At 37.2% G+C, this 22060-nt stretch carries 24 protein-coding genes; 9 read left to right on the top strand and 15 right to left on the bottom strand.

The genetic code is table 11. The features are described from left to right. Nucleotides 1-62: 62 nt before the first annotated feature. Entirely contained in the window at nt 63-728 is a 666-nt protein-coding gene (locus JTI58_RS15240) for a YneB family resolvase-like protein (RefSeq protein ID WP_205442098.1), read from the bottom strand. Then, a complete protein-coding gene (gene yneA, locus JTI58_RS15235) occupies nt 725-1039 on the bottom strand; it encodes a cell division suppressor protein YneA (protein ID WP_016992001.1) in 315 nt (104 codons plus the stop codon). Before yneA ends, JTI58_RS15240 begins: the two co-directional genes overlap by 4 nt. A 165-nt stretch (nt 1040-1204) precedes the next feature. Between yneA and lexA the strand changes: the two genes are divergently transcribed. Next, nucleotides 1205-1822 carry a transcriptional repressor LexA gene (gene lexA, locus JTI58_RS15230; RefSeq protein WP_004232118.1) on the top strand — a complete coding sequence of 206 codons (618 nt, stop codon included), beginning with the start codon at nt 1205-1207 and terminating at the stop codon, nt 1820-1822. A gap of 107 nt (nt 1823-1929) precedes the next feature. Here lexA and JTI58_RS15225 read toward each other — a convergent pair whose 3' ends face one another. From JTI58_RS15225 to JTI58_RS15175, 11 genes are all read right to left on the bottom strand, one after another. After that, the gene (locus JTI58_RS15225; protein ID WP_205442097.1) at nt 1930-2652 is read right to left on the bottom strand and encodes a gamma-glutamyl-gamma-aminobutyrate hydrolase family protein; all 723 of its coding nucleotides are present in this window, start codon (nt 2650-2652) and stop codon (nt 1930-1932) included. 33 nt (nt 2653-2685) lie between these two features. Further along, complete coding sequence (locus tag JTI58_RS15220) at nt 2686-3438, bottom strand: prepilin peptidase (RefSeq protein ID WP_205442096.1); 753 nt, start codon at nt 3436-3438, stop codon at nt 2686-2688. A gap of 65 nt (nt 3439-3503) precedes the next feature. Beyond that, nucleotides 3504-4196, bottom strand: coding sequence for a hypothetical protein (locus tag JTI58_RS15215; RefSeq protein WP_205442095.1), 693 nt, complete (start codon nt 4194-4196; stop codon nt 3504-3506). Then, nucleotides 4193-4786 carry a PilN domain-containing protein gene (locus JTI58_RS15210; protein WP_205442093.1) on the bottom strand — a complete coding sequence of 198 codons (594 nt, stop codon included), beginning with the start codon at nt 4784-4786 and terminating at the stop codon, nt 4193-4195. The genes JTI58_RS15215 and JTI58_RS15210 overlap by 4 nt, the downstream gene beginning before the upstream one ends. Continuing rightward, complete coding sequence (gene pilM, locus JTI58_RS15205; protein ID WP_205442092.1) at nt 4786-5760, bottom strand: type IV pilus biogenesis protein PilM; 975 nt, start codon at nt 5758-5760, stop codon at nt 4786-4788. The genes JTI58_RS15210 and pilM overlap by 1 nt, the downstream gene beginning before the upstream one ends. 112 nt (nt 5761-5872) lie before the next feature. Next, nucleotides 5873-6328: a prepilin-type N-terminal cleavage/methylation domain-containing protein gene (locus JTI58_RS15200; RefSeq protein WP_205442091.1), complete on the bottom strand. Its 456-nt coding sequence runs from the start codon at nt 6326-6328 to the stop codon at nt 5873-5875. Nucleotides 6329-6384: 56 nt separating this feature from the next. Then, nucleotides 6385-6861: a prepilin-type N-terminal cleavage/methylation domain-containing protein gene (locus JTI58_RS15195; protein ID WP_205442090.1), complete on the bottom strand. Its 477-nt coding sequence runs from the start codon at nt 6859-6861 to the stop codon at nt 6385-6387. A 115-nt stretch (nt 6862-6976) separates the two neighbouring features. Then, nucleotides 6977-8182 (bottom strand): type II secretion system F family protein, encoded by a 1206-nt coding sequence (locus tag JTI58_RS15190; protein WP_036080216.1) that lies wholly within the window; start codon nt 8180-8182, stop codon nt 6977-6979. Continuing rightward, complete coding sequence (locus JTI58_RS15185) at nt 8179-9225, bottom strand: type IV pilus twitching motility protein PilT (protein ID WP_205442089.1); 1047 nt, start codon at nt 9223-9225, stop codon at nt 8179-8181. Before JTI58_RS15185 ends, JTI58_RS15190 begins: the two co-directional genes overlap by 4 nt. 11 nt (nt 9226-9236) lie before the next feature. Beyond that, the gene (locus JTI58_RS15180; protein WP_205442088.1) at nt 9237-10907 is read right to left on the bottom strand and encodes a GspE/PulE family protein; all 1671 of its coding nucleotides are present in this window, start codon (nt 10905-10907) and stop codon (nt 9237-9239) included. 17 nt (nt 10908-10924) lie between these two features. Further along, nucleotides 10925-12256 carry a G5 domain-containing protein gene (locus JTI58_RS15175; protein ID WP_205442087.1) on the bottom strand — a complete coding sequence of 444 codons (1332 nt, stop codon included), beginning with the start codon at nt 12254-12256 and terminating at the stop codon, nt 10925-10927. A 569-nt stretch (nt 12257-12825) separates the two neighbouring features. On the opposite strand from JTI58_RS15175, the gene JTI58_RS15170 reads away from it, so the two are divergent. The 3 genes from JTI58_RS15170 to JTI58_RS15160 are packed head-to-tail and all read left to right on the top strand — an operon-like array spanning nt 12826 to nt 15399. After that, nucleotides 12826-13308 (top strand): type IV pilus modification PilV family protein, encoded by a 483-nt coding sequence (locus JTI58_RS15170; protein ID WP_205442086.1) that lies wholly within the window; start codon nt 12826-12828, stop codon nt 13306-13308. Next, nucleotides 13289-13738 (top strand): PulJ/GspJ family protein, encoded by a 450-nt coding sequence (locus JTI58_RS15165; RefSeq protein WP_205442085.1) that lies wholly within the window; start codon nt 13289-13291, stop codon nt 13736-13738. The genes JTI58_RS15170 and JTI58_RS15165 overlap by 20 nt, the downstream gene beginning before the upstream one ends. Continuing rightward, entirely contained in the window at nt 13738-15399 is a 1662-nt protein-coding gene (locus JTI58_RS15160) for a pilus assembly PilX N-terminal domain-containing protein (RefSeq protein ID WP_205442084.1), read from the top strand. Before JTI58_RS15165 ends, JTI58_RS15160 begins: the two co-directional genes overlap by 1 nt. A gap of 201 nt (nt 15400-15600) precedes the next feature. Here the strand turns inward: JTI58_RS15160 and JTI58_RS15155 are convergent, their stop codons facing one another. Continuing rightward, nucleotides 15601-17688, bottom strand: a complete 2088-nt coding sequence (locus JTI58_RS15155; RefSeq protein ID WP_205442083.1) for a DUF2339 domain-containing protein — start codon at nt 17686-17688, stop codon at nt 15601-15603. Nucleotides 17689-17769: 81 nt separating this feature from the next. Next, nucleotides 17770-18021, bottom strand: coding sequence for a phage holin (locus JTI58_RS15150; RefSeq protein ID WP_016991985.1), 252 nt, complete (start codon nt 18019-18021; stop codon nt 17770-17772). A gap of 238 nt (nt 18022-18259) precedes the next feature. Here JTI58_RS15150 and JTI58_RS15145 point away from each other — a divergent pair, with 238 nt between their 5' ends. From JTI58_RS15145 to JTI58_RS15125, 5 genes are all read left to right on the top strand, one after another. After that, on the top strand, nt 18260-19261 hold the full coding sequence (locus JTI58_RS15145; RefSeq protein ID WP_243456056.1) for an acyltransferase family protein: 1002 nt from the start codon (nt 18260-18262) through the stop codon (nt 19259-19261). A gap of 116 nt (nt 19262-19377) precedes the next feature. After that, nucleotides 19378-19740, top strand: a complete 363-nt coding sequence (locus tag JTI58_RS15140) for a GntR family transcriptional regulator (protein ID WP_205442082.1) — start codon at nt 19378-19380, stop codon at nt 19738-19740. After that, complete coding sequence (locus JTI58_RS15135; RefSeq protein ID WP_205442081.1) at nt 19741-20604, top strand: ABC transporter ATP-binding protein; 864 nt, start codon at nt 19741-19743, stop codon at nt 20602-20604. Beyond that, nucleotides 20601-21296, top strand: coding sequence for a hypothetical protein (locus tag JTI58_RS15130; protein ID WP_205442080.1), 696 nt, complete (start codon nt 20601-20603; stop codon nt 21294-21296). Before JTI58_RS15135 ends, JTI58_RS15130 begins: the two co-directional genes overlap by 4 nt. A 26-nt stretch (nt 21297-21322) precedes the next feature. Further along, a complete protein-coding gene (locus JTI58_RS15125; RefSeq protein ID WP_205442079.1) occupies nt 21323-22054 on the top strand; it encodes a CPBP family intramembrane glutamic endopeptidase in 732 nt (243 codons plus the stop codon). Nucleotides 22055-22060: the final 6 nt, after the last annotated feature.

The following is a 22060-nucleotide window of genomic DNA, read 5'->3' as shown; positions in this document are numbered from 1 at the left end:
GATTTTTCAAAAAAATTTCATTGACTAAATAGTTTATCAACAGAATGAGATTAGCAGGAATATTATTTTCCTGCTAATCTTTCTTGGTGCTCTTGGAAACGACGATGTACAGTCGCTTTACTTACCTCAAAGCCTAACCCTCGAAGCGTTATAGAAATTTCTTCAAAGGTAAATCCACGTTTGCGTAGCTTTACAATTTCATCTACAGGTAGATCTTTACGCTCCTGACCTTGCGGATTACCCCGGTTCGATAAATTATTTTCAGGACGATAACCGTTTTCTACAGCACGTCGCATACCACGGCGTATTTTAGCATTATGAATTCTACGCTGATATTCCTCGACAATCGCTAAAATTTCAAGCAGCATCGTGTCCATTTCATTTAATTGGACTGGGCCTGCATCACGCATAGAAAAAACATCAGTTGCTGATTTTTGTAATAAATGCAATACTGCCATCCTCGCATTGCCTCGTCCTAAACGAGTTTCATCTTGTACAAAAAGGGCATTAATGTCCTTATCTTTTATGAAATCAAGCATTTCTAGTAAGCCTTCACGTTCTACATCATAGCCACTATGCTGATCTTTAAACACGCCCTTCACCGCATAGCCTTGCTCTTTAGCATAGTGCAACAACTCTTCCTGCTGGCGCTCTAATGAGGAACTTTGTGTTTCTTTTTCAGTACTTACACGACAATAGACAACAGCCGACAGTTGATTATTTATCATTGTTCATTTCTCGCAATTTCGATAGTATTGATGGGACTGGCTTGATCACTCACTACAGGAATGACTAGAGATTTTCCTGCTACAATTTTAATATCCGCTAGTTCATTTTCAGTTTTTACAAGCTTTATCCAATCATCTGTACTCATTTTACCACGATATTGCTCCGCTAACGACCACAAGCTATCCCCATGTTCGATTTGGATTTCTGCGTAACTAACTTTTCCAGGATCAGTGATGTAAAGATATGCTGCAAATAGTAGACAAGCTCCTAATAAAATTGAGATATGTGTGTTTTTTTTAAACCATGTCATAATCATTACCCCTTTTAAGAATGTTTGTTCGGAATGTATGTTCTCATAATAAAGCGAACAAACGTTTTTGTCAAACACTTTTCGAACCTATGTTTGCATACATGTTCGCATTCTGTTATACTATCAAATAAGAAGAATGATATTAGAAAAAAGAGGTGAGCACTCATGAAAAAAGTTTCGAAAAGACAAGAGGACATTTTAGCTTTCATTAAGGAAGAGGTACGAGCTAAGGGATATCCGCCATCAGTACGTGAAATTGGTGAAGCAGTTGGCCTTGCTTCCAGTTCAACTGTTCATGGTCATTTAGCTCGATTAGAACAAAAGGGTTTTATTCGTCGAGATCCAACAAAGCCACGTGCAATTGAAATTTTAGAGCCTGAAGAATCCATCCAAAAGCAACAGGTGATTCATGTACCACTTGTCGGGAAGGTTACAGCTGGTTCTCCCATTACAGCTATTGAAAACATTGAAGAATACTTCCCATTACCCGATACGTACGGCACAAGTGAAGATCAATTGTTCATGCTAGAAATTATGGGGGAATCAATGATTGAAGCTGGGATTCTAGATGGGGATTTAGTCATTGTGAAACAAAAGGCAACAGCTAATAACGGGGATATTGTTGTAGCTATGACAGCTGAGGATGAAGCAACTGTAAAACGTTTCTTTAAAGAGAAAAACCATTTCCGTTTACAGCCTGAAAATTCATCTATGGAACCCATTATCGTCGATCAAGTTTCGATTTTAGGACAAGTTGTAGGTCTTTACCGTCGTGTACATTAATCATTAAAGTAGGTTTCGAGGATTATGTTCCTTCTTAGAGCATGTATCCTCTTTTTTACGCAAAAAAAGAATCCAATCATGTGTGGATTCTTTGTACAATGCCCCTTCTAAGCTTCCTTCTTAAATTTCAAGCTAGCTTCAACAAAGGCTGAAAATAGTCTTTGAGCACTCTCATCTCCTGCTATGGCCAGTTCCTCAGGATGCCACTGAACAGCCAAGCAAAATGGTAATTCCTCATGAACTACCGCTTCGATAATACCATCATTTGATTTTGCTGCTACTTTTAATTTTTCCGCTAAAACATTTACTGCTTGATGATGAAATGAATTCACTGCCAGTTTCTCTTGTTCTACTATAGTCGCTAATAAATTGTCAGCAATAACCTGTACAGAATGAGTAGATACAGCTCGACCTGATTGCTGCGTATGTTGGAGTAACTTGGTACTAAAATGGTCACTATCAATGTCCTGATATAAAGTACCACCTAATGCAACATTTAATATTTGAATCCCTCGACAAATACCGAAAATAGGCATTTTCCGTTGGAATGCAGCTTCAATTAAGGCTAATTCAACCGTATCTCGCGCTGGATGAATTTTTCCAAGCTTTAATGAAGGCTCGGCCCCGAACAGAAATGGATGCACATCATGGCCACCCGATAACATTAAACCATCTGTCATGGCTAAAATCTGTGCTGCCTCTTCTTCTACTCCAATCGGAATAATCAGTGGAATTCCACCTGCTTCAATAATGCTTTTGCTGTAAGCAGCATTTAATCGAGAGGATAAATCATCCTCCGCAAAGGCTGTAATACCAATAATCGGTTTCACTAGCTTCCCTCCACATTCTTGAAGATTGAACAATTACCAAAAGCCTAAATACCAATTGATTAATAGATCGCCATAGAAATAAACAATGACTGCGGCCAATGCAATAGAAGGCCCAAACGGAATGGGTGTTTTTCTCCCCTGTTTGTTCTTCGATAACACAGTAAATCCGACAATCATACCAATAACTGCAGCTAAAAACAGCGTTAACAGTGTATCAATTGTACCCAGAACGAGTCCAATTAAAAAGAATAATTTAATATCGCCTCCACCCATGCCACCGTTCGATAGCACAGCAATTATATATAATATGCCAAAACCAACAACAGCACCCACAAGAGAGTCCCACCAAGGTGTTAATGGTGACAGCACTCGTCCAATAGCAAGCAAGGGTAAAAAGAATAATAGCACCTTATCTGGAATCTGCATATAGGCCAAATCTGACACTACAATGATGACTAATAAGGAGATAAAAACGAACGCTACTATTACTTCTATGCTCCAGCCTAGCCGCCAATAAGCAAAGGCAAATAATACACCTGTCATTAATTCTATGACTGGGTAAACCCAAGAAATTTTGTTGCCACAACTCCGACATTTTCCTCCTAAAAATACATAGGACAATACTGGCACTAAATCAAGCGCCGTTAGTCGTCTCTGGCATTTCGTACAATGGGAAGGAGGGTGTACAATCGACTCCTTCTGCGGTATACGTAAGCCGACAACATTATAAAAAGAGCCAAAGACAAGTCCAAATAAAAAAATAAAGATCGTATAAGCCATTTCCAATTTTATGTCCTCCTAAACCAATAGGCGCCCATACAAATGAAGTATGGCGCGCCTATCAATAAAGTTTATTGTTGTTCTTCGTAATAGAACGTCGTCACTTGCACTGTTGCCTTTAACGTAAGATCTGCATCTTTCTCTAGCTGTTCCTGCTCACCAGGTAATTTAAATTCGATCTTATCGGTTTTCATCACGCGCTCTAATTGTTCAACCTCCTGTAAAAAGCTTTCAAGAGAATTAAAATCAAGCGCACCAACCTCTAAGATAAAAGTAATGAGCTTTAAATTAGCTGGTAAAGAGTCCTTTGAAAGAGATGCAATCGGTGTAGTGGTCTCCTTGTTCTCCTGATCACCATTGACCTCTGCTTCAGCCTGTTCTAACATATTGAGCTCATTCGATACATCTGAAGGTGTCACAGTGCCATTCTCACCTTGGACAGTTAAAGACTGTATACGAGTTCCTGTCACCTCTTCAATCTCAGCTAAATCGAGAATTATCTTTTCAACGGCTCTTGTTGCAGGTAGCTTTTGTCTTAGCGTTAATATATTAGTAGTAGGCTGTCCCTGCTCCTTGTCCAATTGAGCGAGTTGTTCTTTGACACTAGCTAATTCTTGCTGCACCTGCAATACATTACGCTCTTTTTCATTCACTTCATTTAATTTTGGTGATAGCAAATAATAATACAGCGCAAATAAAATAGCAGCTATCAGCGCAAGCAATAAGATGATGGATGAATTTTTACTACTTGTTAATTTATTCATGAGCGTCGTCCTCCAGCTAAATACATAAAGTCGATTGTCGCTGTAATAGACACTGAATAGCGCGGTACTTCTTTAAATTTTTGTTGGGGTGTTAATTCCCTTTGTTCCCCTAGTTCTATATCAAAGTTTGAGACCGTGTTTATTTGAGCGTCTGTAAAATAGCTACTCATTAAAAGTCGCTCCACATATTTTGATATATCTGTCATCGTTTCAAAATCCACTTCAATGTTTACCGTATTCTCCCCGAAAACGTAGCTACGTAAATACGAATGAGTTGGTAATAAAGTTCTCGTTTCATCAATCAACGGTGTTACAGGATAAGAAACACCTTGAATAAATGTCACAGATTCTTCCAACGAACCTTGGTCGACACTTTGTCTTGCATCTAACTCTTGCTGTAATTGATCAAGCTGTGTCGTTAATGCCTGTTCCTCTGCAGTCAATCGTGCTAAATCACTTTTTGACGTAAAAAATAAAAAAAGTAAATAAGCCACAATGAGTCCAACAATGACTATCACCAAGCTATAAAAAAGCTTTGGAGAGGTCGTTCTTTTTTCAAGTTGTGGTAAGAGGTTTATATCTGGAACCATTAATGAACCTCCTTCAAAGCTAAGCCAAGCAACGTTGAAAATTCTCGCTTAAAGCGAGGAAACAATTTCTCAATTTTTTTCCCATCGACAACCCTCAGTGGTGGTTCTAAATTAGAAGCTAATAAGTTTCCTATTGATTTCAATAATGGGTTATCCCCAAGCATGATAATTTCATCCACTGCTTTTTCACCTTTATGTAAAGAAAACTTAAAGAAATTCATCATTCGATCGATCTCCAAAACCTGATCCATCACGACCATTTGATAATTCTCAGCCTCGCCATTATAGATAAATTGATAGTTAAACTCATTCTCTTTCTTCCCCTGCCATTGCGTCATATCCACTTCAATCGATTGATAGCGCAAAAACTCCACTTGGCCATTGGAAAAAATACTGATAGAGAGCTCATTAATCGACCATTCCGCAATTAAATACGTTTTATTAGGCATTAATAATGACATGTGCTCTAATAAACGTATATTGCATAGCGCACGAATATCGGCAGCTTCCGGTTCTAATGAAACATCTAGCAGCATCCCTACCATTTTCGTAATCTCTTCTGAGGGCGCAGCAAATAAAATGGCCTTACCATCCTCGGCATCTGCATCATAAACATCAATTAAAGGGTCTTGAAATGGTAAGTGAATGGAATGCCCCAATTCCATTTCAGCATATCCTCGTAATTCCTGAGGTTTGACATCTTTAGGGTGCTCAAAGTTTTTTAATAAAACCGTCGTATCAGGTACAAACATACGGACAGCCTGTTTTTTCCCTGTCCATTTCATCACTTGCTCTTTAATAATCTCAAAAAGAGCTACCTCATCGACGATTGTCCCATTTTCAACGATTCCAGCTGTTAAAGGGTATTCATAGCCTTGCCACTGATTAGGCTCTGGTCCTTTCGCCACAATCGCACGCAGCACATAATCCTTCAGTTCAATCGAAACATGCGACTTTCTTTTTCTCTTAAACATGTGAAAAGACCTCCTTACCCTATTCAGTATAAATGATTTTTTCAATTAGTCATCCATTTCCCAGCCAGAAACGCAAGAAAATTTGCGTTTCTGAGTGGGTGGGGAGGACTGATTACTGCGTTGGATCTTTAGGATTTCCTCCAACCGGTTTTTCTCCTGCATTTGATAATTTTTCATTTAGTTCTGATTCAGTTACTTCTGTTTTATCTAATTTGAGATCAGTTTTCATATCATTAAACCTAGGATACTCAATTGTCCATGTATCATTAGCAAAAGTAACTGAAGTGCCTGCTAAATTAATTCCATCTACAAACGGATCTAATGCTGTTTCTCCACATGTACCATTGTTGTCACATGCCCCATCAATATAAGCAATCTTCGCCCCTGAAAGAATATTTGACGCTTCTGCAAGAATCGCACGGTCCTTCGACTTATCAATAATATTACCAATTGCCGGTACTGCGATTGCTGCGATAATTGCTAGGATAACAATTACAGCTAATAGTTCAACTAATGTTAAACCTTTCTCATTTTTCAATAGTTTTTTATTTTTCCATTTTTTAAACATAGAGAATTCCTCCTTAAAAGTTTTATATGAAGTGTGTATACACGAACTTCTGAACATTATGGCGAAGCTGCACAATCTCGCCCAATACATTTGCCACCAGTTCCCTTGCTGCCCTTGCGAATATCGTCTGCAATATGCTGTAAGGTGGCATTATCAAAATTAATATATTTTCCACTGCTGTAATAAATTGCATGAGCACTAAAGTAATAGACCCCATTCATAAATTGGACATTAGCATATTGATTTTCTTTATCTGCCTCTAATATTTTACCTGCACTATCTAAATAACCCTCGGATACTAATTTTCTCACTTTGACCTCTTGCCATGGATCGGCACTTGGATGCTCCATAAAATAAAACTGTGCGGCATGAATGACATTGATAGCATCTGCCTTTAATGCCTTATAACGTGAATTATCAATGACATTACCTATAGCAGGAACTGCAATGGCAGCAACGATAGCTAGAATAACAATGACTGCCAAAAGCTCGACTAATGTCAAACCCTTTTCGTTCTTTAGCCTATTTCCCATGTCCAGTCTCTCCTTTAATACTTAAACGTGAAGATACCTACTTTCCGCTTCTTTTGTTAGCAAATCTAAGTAGATATTTTCCATTAAGCGGAACAAACGGGCATCCATATAAATATTACATATTTTCATATAGTTGGAACATTGGTAAGAATATAGCCGCTACAATGACTCCTACAACTAAGGCCAATACCACAATCATTAAAGGCTCGATAAGTGACTTCATTGTATCGACGGCACGATTTACCTCTTCTTCATAAAAGTCAGCTATCTTTTCAAGCATGTAATCCAAGGACCCTGTTTTCTCACCAATTGATGTCATTTGTGTAACAAGTGGTGGAAATAGCCAGCTTTTTTCAAGTGGTTCTGATAATGTGCCACCCTTTTCTAAATTATCGCGGGCTTCCAGTACTACTTTACCCATTACTGGATTACCACCAACCTTTTCTACAATTGTTAAGGCTTGTAGAATTGGCACGGAGCTGCTAAAGAGTGTTGACAAGGTTCTTGTCATTCTCGCGATAATATCCTTTTGCAACAGCTGTCCAAAGATTGGCATACGCAGTAAAAATACATTGACGGCATAATGAAACTCTTTATTATTTTTATAGAAATAGTGTAAGCCCACTACTAACACCAATAGTCCCAAAATCACAAGGTACCAAAATTGAATGAGCCAATCACTAATACCTACTACAATGACCGTTATTAACGGCATTTCCAAATTCATTTCTTTAAATGCATCCATAAAGGTTGGCACAATGAACACCATTAAAAACATACCAACCACCAGTGTTAAAAGTGATAAAATCGCTGGATAGGTCATGGCAGATTGAATTTTTTTCTTGATGTTATATTGCTTCTCTAGTGTGCTTGCAAGACGATCTAATGTATCATCGACGTTTCCTGTAGCCTCACCAGCACGCATCATATTGACAAATAGCAATGGAAACACTTTTGGATGTTTACCTGCTGCATCTGAAAATGCCATCCCATTTCGAATATCCTCTTCAACCTGCATCAATGCTCGTTTCAGTGGTTTACTCCGCGTTTGCTCACCCAAAATATGGGTTGCTTCAACGACAGGAACGCCCGCACGAATTAATGTCGCATATTGCCGACAATAAATAACAAATTCCTGGTGCTTCACTTTTGTCCCAAAAGCAATATCTTTATGTAAAATGCTATTTGATTCCTGAAGTTCTCGTGCATTAATTCCTTGTGCTCGAAGCTTTTCCATGGCTACCTTTTTATTCGGTGCCTCGATAATGCCCTTTTTAGGTGCTCCTGTTTTGGTACGACCACTATAACGAAATATCGTCAACTATAATCACCAGCGTTCATATATGGTCGTGCATCCTCTAGTGAAATCTTACCCGTCGTAATTAGGTGTTGCATCGAATATTCCAATGTGTGCATACCTAATGCTTTACTTGTCTGCATCACACTTGGAATTTGATGGATTTTTTCATTACGAATTAAATTCGAGATGGCAGGTGCCTGTACTAAAATTTCTGTCGCAGCAATACGCCCTTTTACATCCTTACGTACAAATAAACGCTGAGAAACAATACCTTGCAGTACATTCGCAAGCTGCACACGAATTTGACTTTGCTGATGTGGTGGAAATACGTCTATAATACGGTCGATCGTTGTTGGTGCACTACTTGTATGAAGTGTAGCCATGACTAAATGCCCTGTTTCAGCAGCCGTAATAGCCGTTGAAATGGTTTCGTAATCTCGCATCTCCCCGACTAAAATAATATCTGGGTCCTGACGTAGTGATGCACGTAAACCATTTGCAAAGCTCATCGTATCGACACCAATCTCACGCTGATTGATGACAGATTTCTTATGTGTATGCAAGTATTCGATTGGATCCTCTAACGTAATAATATGTTTTGATCTCGTTTCATTAATATGATCAATCATTGCTGCCAAGGTAGTTGATTTCCCTGAGCCTGTTGGGCCAGTCACTAAAATTAAGCCTTGTGGTTTTTCCGCAAGCTTATATAACACTTGTGGCATATTGAGCGCTTCAATAGAAGGAATTTTAGCCTCAATTAAACGAGCCGCAATCGTTACTTCATTTCGCTGATGATATGCGTTGACACGGAATCGACATTTCCCAGGCAATGAAAAGTTAAAGTCAGTTTCACCTTTGTCCTCAAACTCCTGTTGTTTATGGACAGGGAGAATGACCTTTACCATTTCCTTTAAATCTTCTGTTTCTAGCGGCACTGTGCCATAATGCTCCAGTTGCCCATGAATACGATATACTGGTGGAATATCTTTTGTTAGATGTAGATCCGATGCTTTCTCTTCAAATGCACGTGTTAATAATTCAACGATTGAATATGCTGTCATTTCTTTCACCCCTAGTCTGCACTTGCAACACGTAATATTTCTGATGTGGTTGTTTTGCCAGCTACAACCTTTAGTAATCCATCTACTAATAAGGTATGGAAGCCTTTCTCATTCATATAATCACGTAGAACGCTATCACCAACACGATTTAAAATCATATCCTTTATTTGGCGATCAACAGGGAGGATTTCATGAATCGCCATACGCCCTCGGTAGCCTGTATGGTTGCAGGCAGGACATCCACGACCTTTTTTTCCATGCGTTACGCCCTCCACCCCATTTTCTTCAAGTATTTCAAGTTCACGAGAAGTGAATACATATGGCTCAGCACAATCACGACAAACTTTACGTACAAGACGTTGCGCCATGATTCCTACAAGGGAAGAGGATAGTAGAAATGGCTCAATTCCCATATCATGTAGTCTTGAAATAGATTCTATGGCACTATTAGTGTGCAGCGTACTTAACACTAGATGGCCTGTTAGTGAAGCACGAATAGCAATTTGAGCTGTTTCAAGGTCACGAATTTCCCCCACCATCACAATGTCAGGATCCTGTCGTAAAATCGATCGTAAACCTACCGCAAATGTTAAGCCGACTTCCTCTTTTACTTGTATCTGGTTGATACCATCTAATTGATATTCCACTGGGTCCTCAACCGTAATAATATTGACGCCTTCTTCATTTAAATGAGAAAGTGCCGCATATAACGTAGAGGACTTCCCTGAGCCTGTTGGACCAGTAATCAACATCATACCGTTTGGATGGGCTATCATTTTCCTAAAAAGTGCCTCATTACTTGCACTAAAGCCTAATTTATCAATATCATTGGCTGAATTGGTTAAATCTAAAATACGCATAACAACCTTTTCACCATAGACTGTTGGTAATGTGGCTAAACGTATATCGACAGGTCTAAAATTAACATTGGTTTTAATACGTCCATCCTGTGGGATACGATTTTCTGTAATATTTAAATTACCCATAATTTTAATACGAGCCAATACGACATTTTGCATATGCTTGGGCAAGGATCGTTCAGTACGAAGCACACCATCTACTCGATAGCGGACACGTAGCTCTGTCTCTTGTGGATCAAAATGGATATCACTTGCGCGCTGTGCGACACCATTGGCAATTATTTGATTCACTAAACGAACAATAGGTGAATCCTCATTCTCAATTTCGTCTTGTGTTTCCGTACTTGTGGCAGCCAAATCCAACATGGCCGCATCCATTGATTCCTGCAAATCATAGTATTTTGTTATCGTCCGATATAAATCATCTTTTGCTGCAATACTTGTCTCGATTTGGCAGCCCGTCGTCATACGAACTTCCTCAATGGCGAAATAATCCATCGGGTCTTCCATTGCAATAAACAATTTATTTTTTTCTTTGCGAATCGGCATAATATTTGTCCGCTTTGCCAGCTCCGCAGGAATTAGCTGTAATAATTCGGGACTAATTGAAAACTGATTCAAGCTTATATGAGGAATACCCAGCTGGAATTCTAAGACCTCAATAAGCTGCTGCTCTGTTAGGAAGTTTTCTTTAATAAGGAAATCTCCAAGCTTCTCATTTTTCATCTTAGTAGTTAATGCGTACTCTAGCTGGTCAGCTGTGATAACACCTGATTCAACCAGTAAATCCCCTAAACGTTTACGCCCTGGCTTCATTGCCATAAACATACCTCCAATCGTTATGGACTTGTTTGTACAAAATTGCCACCCTTGTCATAGTAGCCATAGACAATTTCTGGTCCATCTTCTTGCTTTGTTTCCTCTGGTGTTGAAGGTTTCACGTCAGGCAAGCCATTCCCATCTAAATCCACTTCTAAATCAGGATCTGATGTTCCTGCCCCTACGTTTTGAGTAGGTGTTGTGATCGTAACAGGCTCCTGCGATGAACGCGTAACAATTCGATTTTGAGGTGCATAATAATCTCTACTAATGAATTGTTCTTCTGTTGCTCCGTTCTCTACAATGGAACGATACACTTCCACTCTTGAACCCTCTTTACCCTCTTGCTCCACTCGTTCTTGTCCAGCTTTTAAATCCTCCGAATAGCGATAAATAATTCGTGGCTTCACGATTTTATCCTTGCTGACGCGAACTGTAATGTCCTTGTCTTTCGCTGCTGCAAAAACTTCTATCTTTAATTGATTACCTTCCATAGATGCTTTCATTTTACCAAGCTGTTCGGAACGATTAATAAATTGTAAGTCTTTTACTAATGCTGCATTGATATCCGCTTCAATTCCCTGCTGTAAATAGCTTGGATTGATTTCCTGAGAATGTCTTTCAAGAATTTCGTAATCCGTTTGAAGAATGACACTATATAGGATAGACGCGACAAAATCTAAACCTGCATCATTGACAACCCCAGCCTGTTCACCTAAAAGTGTAAGCAACGAGATTGATTGATTTGGAACAAGATTAACATCATTTAATAACGGAATGATTTTCGCTACCCCTTGACTATTTGCTGGTAGCTCGGCAATCTGAAAGGCAATCCTTTCCTCGGTTTGCATGGAATCTTCATTGATCACGGCTTCAACCTTATGCTCCTTCAAATAGCTGGCCTGTAAGATTAATTTCTGAAGTGTTTTATCTGTATCCCAAATACCTGCTTCATCTATTTGCTGTGTAATTACTTCATTAACGGTAACAGGAATGGGAATATGAACAATTTTCTCTTTTTGCCAAAATGCATACCAAGGCTTTTTTGTCAGCATTTCGTACTGAGCAATAGCTGCTGATGTGTCAAAAACAAATTGTTTTGGGTCTATGGTTTTGGAAATACCATCACTAACAATTTCTATTTCCTCACCTTGCCATTCTGAGATTGCATTTTGTAAAGTTGTGGCTAAATCTGATGTTTTCACATCATTGATCTCAATCCCTCCAATGGTTGAAGATTCGGGACCTTCTTTAGCAAAAACTGTGTCATTTAGCACAAATGATGGAACAAAAAATCCCACAATTAGAACAATTACCAAAAACAAGCTAATTATTTTTATGTATGTTTTCATCCACATCATCCTTTATTTTACTTAGTGGTTTTTCTATTTATATACAAATGATACTACAACTATGGTATTCTGACACTACCAAAATGCAACTTTGTTCCGATTTTGATTAGATAATTCACGCGAAAATTCAAAAATAATTCAACTATTAGTCATAAAGAACTATACATAACCTTAAAATTCATTCAATATATATTTGGAATTTGTTATAATAGCCTTAATCAACTACTTATAATTCATCATCTTTATGAATTTACTTACATAGGCAGAAAATTTTATTTTATAATAAATTGAAGTTAACTATATCTTTAGCATTAACAATAATCATGACATTTAGGAGGTTTTTCATACCTTACATGAAATCTATGTTTATGAACACCAAATGACGAAAGATTTGTTAGTTTTCAAACGGCTGATAAAGCATTGCTCTGAGAAGTCCTCATTATATAGGAATGGGCAAAGAAATCAATAAAACAAAATAGAATAAGATATAGATGTAAAAAATATTTTTCGGATACTCAAAATAGATCAAACTATTGATATATCACTAGTTGTATAGGGAGGGAAATCATTTGAAAAAATACCTTAAAAACAATCAAGGCATGTCTTTGATTGAAGTTGTCGCAGCCCTTTTAATAATAGGCATTGTGTTAATTTCATTTTTTGGCTTACTCGTTCAGTCAAATAAAACAACGCATAAATCAAATGATATTATGGATGCTACTTATGCGGCACAAGAAAAGATGGAGGAGATTTATAATGTGTCTGGTGGAGCTATTTCTTATAAAGAATTAGCAGGGGGCTATACATTGGATGAAGAGAACCCTGGAACATCCTTGTCTTCTCTACCGACTAACCAAGTGTATAAATATCTACCACATGAAGAAGATCGTTTTACTTACTATTTAACATTAGAAACATTCCCTGCAGGTGACACTTATAAAAATGCGGTTTATGTGCATCTAGAAGTTATTGAAAACAGTACAAATAGCAAAGCAACTATGGAAAATGTGTATATACTAGGGGGTGCAAAAGATGAAGTGGCTCCGAAATAGCAAAGGCCTTACATTATTCGAAGTGCTTACAGTCGTTGTTATTCTTGCTATCGTATCAATGCTGAGTATTAGTATTGTAACAACTGCTACAAAACAACAACTCGAGCAAAGTACACATAATCGTGATATTAAGGATTTATCTTTTGCATTAAAAATAATTACGAAGGATTTTCGGAAGAGTGATGACCTTAAAACAGAACCTGATGAAACAACAGACCCTCCGACAGAATTACACATATTACGGTTAGGTGAAGAAATTGTATCAACTTATAGATTAGAAAATAATCAAATTATTCGAAATTCAAATGGTAGTGAAGAAGTCATTGCTTATAAAATTTCCGACTTTACGATCCGCGGAGGTAAAATTGAAATTATAAGTGAAGATGGTCGAACAGCTACAACAGATATTACTCAAAGGAGAGGAAAATAATGAGTAAACAAATTAAAAATCAACGAGGTTCAGCGCTTGCGCTTGCGTTATTTTTAGTTGTGATTATCTCAATCCTTGGTATTTCTTTACTCAGTGTCTCTTCTAACAGTCTAAAACAAGTAGACTATGAGCGAAAAGATCAGGCGGTGTTTTATATTGCTGAGGCTGGGGTTAATTTAGCTAAAGAGGAAGTAAAATTTAAATTAAGAAAAATTGAGGATGACGCAATTCAAGAAATGACGAACTGGATTACTGATCAAAATATTTATCGTAAAGCTAATAAATTACCAAAGTTAACAAAGCAAATGGCAATGCAGCATTATGTAGATGTTGTTCTAAAAAAGGAATTTGATAAGGCAATTGATGAGGGATATTTTTCTGACACATCGTTTACTATCTCTACAGATAAAGTAGCATCTATTAAGCTACAACCAACAAGTGTAGATTTTAAAGTCAAAATCATTTCATCTGGGGCCATTGATTCTGCTAGGAAGCGTGTAGTTGATCAAGAAATCAAACTTATACCTTCCCTATATATTAATTTAGATGACGGTGATGATGAGGAAGATGGCAACGGTAATGTTACTCCACCTACTGTACCTGGAGGTTGGGAAAATCATACCGTTTTAACATCTGGAGATATTGTATTTACTAGTAGTGGCGAAATTCATGGGGACACATCTTTAAAATATGGGAATATTATTTTTAATAACTATTCAGGCAAGATTCTTACTGAAAATGGTTCAACTGGTGGAAATATCAATATAGATAGTACAAAGCAATCAATTACCCCTTATAATCAACAACAAAAGAAAGAATGGCATTACCCTAAAACAATATTACCACCACTCGCCATTGACCCAAAAAGCTTTTTACCGAATGATTTTTGGAAAAGTACAACGGATAAATTAAACCAGTTATCAATACTTCCATTATTACCAAAGTATACATTACCTAATAAAGTAGATCTAGTTTCTAATGGTCTATTATCAACTGAAAATCCTAATGGCGATTTGAAAAATAATGCAACATTCAATTTAACATCAGATACACATCTATCTAAAATTAGAATTACTTCCAATCGAACAATTACTATTAACGTAAACAGTGAAGCAAATTTATTAGTAGATGATTTTGATATGGAACAAGGAACTATAAATGTTACAGGGAATGGAAAGTTGAATTTATATGTAAAAAAATTCACTGCGCTTAAATCTGATATTGGCTTTAACGCAAATACAGCAGACCCTTCAAAAGTAAATTTCTATTACGTAGGCTCATCACAATTCACTTTAAATAGTATTACACCATTTTATGCAACATTATTTAACCAAAGTGCTAATATGTCGTTGGGTGCGAGCTCTAAAGTATATGGTAATATTATTTCAGGAGGAAGCAAAATCACTTTTTCTGGGAATACACCTTCTACAGGTCAATATGTTATTGCACCAAATGCTGAGTTCATTATTGACGGGAGTGCTTCTATTAGAGGTTCAGTTGTAGCTGACTCCATTAATTTCATTGGTAATGGTAGAATTTACAAGGGCTCTAATTTACCTCCTCTCCCACCGGGTGTAGGACCATCTGATGATTTCGAAGAATTACCTAATCCTGATGGTAGAAGATTACCTCTTGAAGAAGGCTCTATTATAGAAAACTAATAATTTGATATACAACAACGAAAATAATTCATAATGCGAATCTTTATGATTTTCTAGACAATTGAAAACAGCCAATGAGAAATTCAACTCTCATTTGGCTGTTTTTTCATCTTTCCTATTGACATCGTTACAATAAAAGGTATACGCTTTGGTATTTTGTATTTGATGGCTACCTTTTACTGATAACCATATCCTCTTATTTTATTCCTTTTTCCTCAACAACCTACCCGACAGCAGCATCCCAATACCACCAATGGTAATAAACAGAATAGCTCTAATCAATAAATCAAGGGCAGATAAGTCAAAGAAAATTAGCTTAATAAATGCGATGACTAAAATAATAAAGCCTGTTGTGCGCAGTGTTTTTAAATGATGTGTGGAACTAATCCATAGTGAGACACTGGCTGTTAAGAATAATGTAATGGTTGCAAGGGCGATGCTTAGCTTCCAATCAAGCACGTTATTATACGTGAATTGATGGATTAGCCCCCATATTGAAATCATCGTGAGCACGATACCACCGCTTACAATGGCGTCCACATATTTCCCTAGACGCTCCTCGTACAATCGATAAATAATTCCTTTTACAAGCACATCCACGATGATTGCTACAATGACTGCTATATAAATTAATCTAGTAATACTATTGAAACTTTCCAGCATTGACAGTCTCGTGCCAATCATCAAGGAGACTAGTAGGAAAAATGCGCCGAGAACTGGCGTTAAAGCACGTCCTTTATAGGTTTCCTCTACAAATAGAGAGCCAGTAAATAAGGCAGCTAATACGATACACACCATGTATGGAATGTCATTTGTTGCTGCAAAATAAACGGTATCTAGTTTGCTAATATAGGCTAAGAAATAGCCAGTTGTGACCACTGCTAAAATATCGATTACATACAAATCCTTCATGACCTTTTCAAAAGGTGAGAGTGTCTCTTTTGGACGTCTTGCATATAAATAAATAATGATGAAATAGATGATTGGCATAAATAAGCTTAAATGATCTATGCTGAAAAACGGACTCGGTTCATGAAAGAAAAAGTTTAGTGTAAATGTCATCACAAGAGAAAGCGAAGTGACGACCTTCATTATACTTGCACGTATTCGTAAACTCATCATCACACCTGCAAATGCAATCAGTGGATACAATAAATCATCCACTTTATTCGGTATGTTCAATAGAAGTATCATATTGCAGAAGGTGATAAACGCAAGTGTCACAGCACTATCCAATACTTCCTGCCATTTTTGACGATAGCTATAAAACGCTAGTGCTCCAAATAAAACTATTAAGATAAGGAGTAGCATTTCTCCATTTTCAAGAGAACGAATGATCAGATTCAGCAGTAATAAACTAAATGAGCCTAAAGAAAATTGGACACCGATGTGAAGCGGCTTCCATTTTGATTGTGCATTATACAGTAGGCACCAAATTGCGTAATAGATTGCCAAAATCGCAATCAAACCAAGTGCGAAAACTACTTGCTGATCACTATTCATAAACGCTACAACGCTCACCGCTAGCACCGAAAAGAATGTGGCAATATAAAGGGCTAGCTTTTGCTTGTGCTGATAAATGACCCATTGCAATGCAGCAAACAAGACAATCACAAATAGTAAGATAATGACGGCACTAAAATCCATATATTCTAGTAAATAAGGCAGTAATAATGATGTAAAGGCAACAAAAACAGTTAGTGCTTCATTTTTCTTCAAATAGCTAATGGCGATACCATAGGCTATATAAAGTAGCGTAATGCCTAGTGCTGGGGTAAGACCAATGATTTCGTATAAAATGGCACTCGCTGCAGTTGTTAAAATACCAACAATAAATGCCCCACCGTATAAAGAAATCGTTATCGCCGTTGAGCCTACTTTTCTACGTTCTAGTGCATAGGCTATAACCGCTAACCCTACCGATAGTGCATAGGCAAGGATGATTTTCACGCCATTCGATAAATAACCATAATCACTTACAAGTTTTAGACCCCAAAGTACGCCCATTACTAAAATAACCATGAATACTTTTGGAAGTGCCCACATAACACGTTCCTCCATCGATGGCTGTGGTTGCACTTCTTTTTCCGTTACTTTAGTCGGGATAGGCTTCGACTCCAGTACTGGTTTTGGTTTTATTGGTTCTGATTGCTTGATCATCGACTGTCTGGCATCAAGAGTATTTATTTTTTCAGCGCTTTGTGAGCCTTTTAATAAAGACAACTCCTGACGTAAATCTGCCATTTCCTCCTCAAGCTTAGCAATTCTTCGCTCCAATTCAACAGACATTCAATCATCCTCCCCACTTTATCAATTTTCTAACAGTATAACATATTTATCCTTATTGTAAAATTACACTTTTCGTTTATTTTATCTCGGTCTCCGATACATTAAGGCACGCTCACTATCACTGGTGCCCCGTGTGGTTGGATCTACAATGACACCCATTAACACAAGAATCGATAAAACTGTATTTAAAATAGATGACATTTGCTCACTCATCACCCCTGTAAAATCATAGCCAAAAATCGCTGCTACTTGTTGTGCGAGTAGGAGTAACAATGAAAATAGCCCTAGTAAAAATGGAATATGTTGAAGACGAACCTTCCAATTGATTCTCATAAAAGCTCACCTCCCCCCCTCTTGCCACAGTATATGCATAATGGTTATGTGACACATATGCAAAAATGGAACTCTCGCCATGTTACTAGGATTTTTTAATAATATTTTGTGATGCAAACTATTTTCAGACGTTGAAAGAAAGACAGGTTTTATCATGAATGACATGTTCATATATTTAGTTAGGTTGCATCGCTGTAGCGAGATGTCCACCAATTTACTGAAAATGAGGGTGATGGAGATGGTGTATGAGTGGAACGCAGTAAGGGTAATGGCTTGCTTAAGTATTGTGTTATTACATGCTACAACCAATATTGAAATTATGAATGGCTATATAGAACAGCCATACTACCAGTTTTTTAGATTATTGTTATGTTTCGCTACACCGACTTTTATCTTATTATCCATTTTAATTTTAGCGAAACGCTATCAACACCAGCTTCCTCCCCATTTTTTATGGCGTCGTTTTCAGTTTATTGTCATACCGTTTGTAGCAGCTGGCATTTTATATGCCGCTAACGCAGCCTTTCATTATGATGAAAGCTTTTGGGATGCATTATATCGTCATATTGTGTTAGGAGATTTTTCGGGTTGGTTTGTCATGACTATCTTTCAGCTCTATATACTCTTTTTTTTAGTCAAAAAATTTCAGCTATCTAGTATCTGGTTCACGCCTATTATGTTTTTGCTTGGTATTTTCTATATGACACTGGCAAATGTAAAGATAGATTATTTCATCCAGAATGAACATTTTATGCGCCTACTTTTTGTGGGCTGGCTCCCTTATTTTGCACTAGCCTATATGATGGGCAGTCATTATGAAAAAATCGCCCACTATCTCGTCCGATATAAATTTTTCACAGTGCTAGCTGTCCTACTTGCAATGGCTATTTTATATACAAATTATTATTTAGGTGCCCAACAGATTACATCAAGAAGAATTGATATGATGCTATTCGTATTGGCGATGACATTTTGCATCCTAGCGTTTGCACAAGTTTTGCCCAAACTCCCTTTTATCCCTATTTTAAGTCGCTATTCCTTTGGGATCTTTTTAATTCACTGGCTAATTCAAGAATATATAGCACCCTATAGCGCATTACTACCCACTCCCTTCCTTCAAGTCACTTCTCTTTTTTTATCCAGTTTACTTGTCTGTATGTTGCTCATCAAAATCATTTCTTTTATTCCTTTCAGTGCCTATCTGATAGGAAAATCTCATCAAAAGCCCTCTCAAGAATGAGAAGGCTTTTTTGATGATTGTGTACAGAATTTTTTTGCCAAGTGATTGACAGTTGACGCCATAAGTTATATGGTTAGTTACACAAGTAATTAACCAACTAACAAGTGAGGTGGATTGTGATTCATTCTTTAAATAACGAAAAGCCCATTTTCCAACAAATTCGCGAAAGAATAGAAGATGCCATTCTAGATGGACAGCTACAGCCTGAAGATCGCATTCCATCTACGAATGACTTTGCCAAAGAATATCAGATTAATCCTGCAACTGCTGGGAAAGGCGTGAATGAATTAGTGGATAAGGGTGTCATTTATAAAAAGAGGGGTGTCGGCATGTTTGTACATGAGGGCGCCAAAGATATTTTAATTACTGAGCGTAAAGCAAGCTTCTTCCAGCAACACATTGAACCATTGAAAAAAGAAGCGAGACGTCTAGGCATTTCAGATGAAGAGTTACAACAACTACTACAAGGGGGATCATGAATGAAAATCAATGTGAACAATGTCACGAAATCCTATAAGCATAAATCAGCCTTGAAAAATGTCTCTTTCACTATGGAGGGTCCAAAAATTATTGGCTTTTTAGGCCATAACGGAGCTGGCAAAACGACTTTTTTAAATCTATTATCAGGACTCATCACTACAACAAGTGGTGAAATTTTAGTTAACGGAGAAAATGTTTTCAATGCCCCTTCTACATTACGTGATATTTGCTTTATCGCTGAAAGTGGTAATTTTCAAGAAGAAATGACCATTGCCCAAACATTAAAGGCCAATCGCTTCTTTTATCCAAAATGGGATGAAGAGCTAGCTCATGAACTGCTACAAGTTTTTGCCCTGAATCCAAAAGATAAAGTGCGGAATCTTTCAAAAGGAATGGTATCTGCACTTGGAATTATTACGGGCTTTGCGAGTTGTGCATCCATTACTATCTTTGATGAACCGTATATTGGTTTAGATGTAGCTGCACGTAATATGTTTTATGATTTGTTAATTGAGCAGCAAACAGAAAATCCGCGATTATTTATTTTATCCACACATTTAATTGATGAGGCGAGCGAGCTATTTGAGGAAATTTTTATTCTACATGAGGGCGAGCTTTTGCTCCAAAAGACCACTGATGAATGGCGAGAGCATATTGTGGCTGTAAAAGGCAATGCCTCAGATGTTGCTGTAGCAATTGGCGACTTACAAGTAATCTATCAGCATACATTTATGCAAGAAATGACAGTTGTTGTTTTTGCAAATGGTCAATCCATAGAAGGTCAAAACATCACGATTGAATCGGTTTCTCTTCAAGATATGCTTGTCTATTTAAGTAAACAGAAAGTGAGGTCTGGACGATGAACACAATGAGCGGCAGTTTTTATATCTTATTTCAAAGCTATAAGAAGCAAAATATTATTTTTTGGAGCATTTTATTTTCTATCGTGCTTTTGTCATTTTTCTTAGATGCATTTTTTGGTCAATATGTATCTTTTGCTATGACTATTTCGATTCCAGTCTATATTTTTTACAGTACGATGGCAACAAAGCTTCTAAATAAAACCTTACCCTATTTTTTAAAGCTAGGATTAAGTCGCCAGCAATATATGTTATATGTCGGACTATTTTTCATTAGCTGGAGTCTAATCGGTGCCTTCATTATTGCGAGTGCACATCAAATCATTTCCTATGTTTCTACGCTATTCAATATCAAGGATATTATAATTATCCACCCTATCCTATTTTTTGATATCACCCATTCATTTTTACAAACCGTAGTATTGGATACGGTCTTACTACTATTTTGTCTTAGTTCTGGCCTTCTCCTTAACGTTGTTTTTTATCGCTTAGGCATACTTGGTGGCTATAGCTTAATTGGTTTACTAGCATTGATTCCTATATTAATGGTGATCTTTGAATGGTATTCTCCGTTGTATGAGCTTTTAGCCCAATCATCCATATTAGGCATTTTAGGTAGCCTGTTTATTTTTAGTATCTTACTCTATTTAGTTATTGCAGCTAACATGCGAAAGATTTCTGTGAATCCTGTATAAATACAGAAAAGGAAGAAGGTAATAGAATGAATAAAAATGTGCTGATGAAAATAATTGCCTTAGAGTTTCTGCTCATATTTTTCTATGTTTTAAACGGTGCCTTTGTTTCCATTAAACAACCTACAAGCCCTTTTCTACAGTTTGCACTGTTAATCCCATTCGCATTGGGTCTCTTCATCTATACAGGAATGAAAAAGAACTGGCAAAAATATTTCTTTCTTCCTATTAAAAAGAATCATTTCTTCATCACCTTACCGCTCCTTATTATTTTATGTATCATTTTAGTGAGTACAAAAGGATTGAATATGACATCTATTAGTGATTTCATTGTCATGTTTATCATGCAAATCTTCATTGTAGCGTTTATAGAGGAGACTGTATTTAGAGGCATTATGCTACGAATGCTATTAACAAAAGGAACATTCACTGCTGTCTGGGTTTCTAGTATATTGTTTGGCATCACACATGCGCTACAATTACTAGGTGGTCAATCTCTAGAAGATACGATTGTTCAAATCATCTATGCCCTTTTAGTTGGCCTTGTTCTAGCATTGCTTGTATTAGATGGTCAGTCGATTATCGTGACGATTCTTTTCCATGGCTTGAATAATTTTTTCAATTTTATGGGGAATATGGAAGGCTCCATGTTAAGTGCCTATCTTATCATTTTTGTGCTCTTTATCTATATGCTTCTGTTATGGAAACGTGTAAAGAAAACCAATCACAATCCGTTTACGAAAAATGCCAAGTCCATTTAAGACTTG

It is taken from the genome of Lysinibacillus fusiformis (assembly GCF_016925635.1).
GTDB classification, from domain to species: domain Bacteria; phylum Bacillota; class Bacilli; order Bacillales_A; family Planococcaceae; genus Lysinibacillus; species Lysinibacillus fusiformis_F.
This window is presented reverse-complemented; position numbering and strand designations above follow the sequence as displayed.

Coding starts and splice junctions, on each gene's coding strand:
- JTI58_RS15195 (WP_205442090.1), bottom strand. CDS start 6,861: ATGGGAAATAGGCTAAAGAACGAAAAGGGTTTGACATTAGTCGAGCTT.
- JTI58_RS15150 (WP_016991985.1), bottom strand. CDS start 18,021: ATGAGAATCAATTGGAAGGTTCGTCTTCAACATATTCCATTTTTACTA.
- JTI58_RS15240 (WP_205442098.1), bottom strand. CDS start 728: ATGATAAATAATCAACTGTCGGCTGTTGTCTATTGTCGTGTAAGTACT.
- JTI58_RS15165 (WP_205442085.1), top strand. CDS start 13,289: ATGAAGTGGCTCCGAAATAGCAAAGGCCTTACATTATTCGAAGTGCTT.
- JTI58_RS15135 (WP_205442081.1), top strand. CDS start 19,741: ATGAAAATCAATGTGAACAATGTCACGAAATCCTATAAGCATAAATCA.
- JTI58_RS15215 (WP_205442095.1), bottom strand. CDS start 4,196: ATGAATAAATTAACAAGTAGTAAAAATTCATCCATCATCTTATTGCTT.
- JTI58_RS15130 (WP_205442080.1), top strand. CDS start 20,601: ATGAACACAATGAGCGGCAGTTTTTATATCTTATTTCAAAGCTATAAG.
- JTI58_RS15125 (WP_205442079.1), top strand. CDS start 21,323: ATGAATAAAAATGTGCTGATGAAAATAATTGCCTTAGAGTTTCTGCTC.
- yneA (WP_016992001.1), bottom strand. CDS start 1,039: ATGACATGGTTTAAAAAAAACACACATATCTCAATTTTATTAGGAGCT.
- lexA (WP_004232118.1), top strand. CDS start 1,205: ATGAAAAAAGTTTCGAAAAGACAAGAGGACATTTTAGCTTTCATTAAG.
- JTI58_RS15210 (WP_205442093.1), bottom strand. CDS start 4,786: ATGGTTCCAGATATAAACCTCTTACCACAACTTGAAAAAAGAACGACC.
- JTI58_RS15155 (WP_205442083.1), bottom strand. CDS start 17,688: ATGTCTGTTGAATTGGAGCGAAGAATTGCTAAGCTTGAGGAGGAAATG.
- JTI58_RS15185 (WP_205442089.1), bottom strand. CDS start 9,225: ATGACAGCATATTCAATCGTTGAATTATTAACACGTGCATTTGAAGAG.
- JTI58_RS15180 (WP_205442088.1), bottom strand. CDS start 10,907: ATGGCAATGAAGCCAGGGCGTAAACGTTTAGGGGATTTACTGGTTGAA.
- JTI58_RS15175 (WP_205442087.1), bottom strand. CDS start 12,256: ATGAAAACATACATAAAAATAATTAGCTTGTTTTTGGTAATTGTTCTA.
- pilM (WP_205442092.1), bottom strand. CDS start 5,760: ATGTTTAAGAGAAAAAGAAAGTCGCATGTTTCGATTGAACTGAAGGAT.
- JTI58_RS15200 (WP_205442091.1), bottom strand. CDS start 6,328: ATGTTTAAAAAATGGAAAAATAAAAAACTATTGAAAAATGAGAAAGGT.
- JTI58_RS15160 (WP_205442084.1), top strand. CDS start 13,738: ATGAGTAAACAAATTAAAAATCAACGAGGTTCAGCGCTTGCGCTTGCG.
- JTI58_RS15145 (WP_243456056.1), top strand. CDS start 18,260: ATGGTGTATGAGTGGAACGCAGTAAGGGTAATGGCTTGCTTAAGTATT.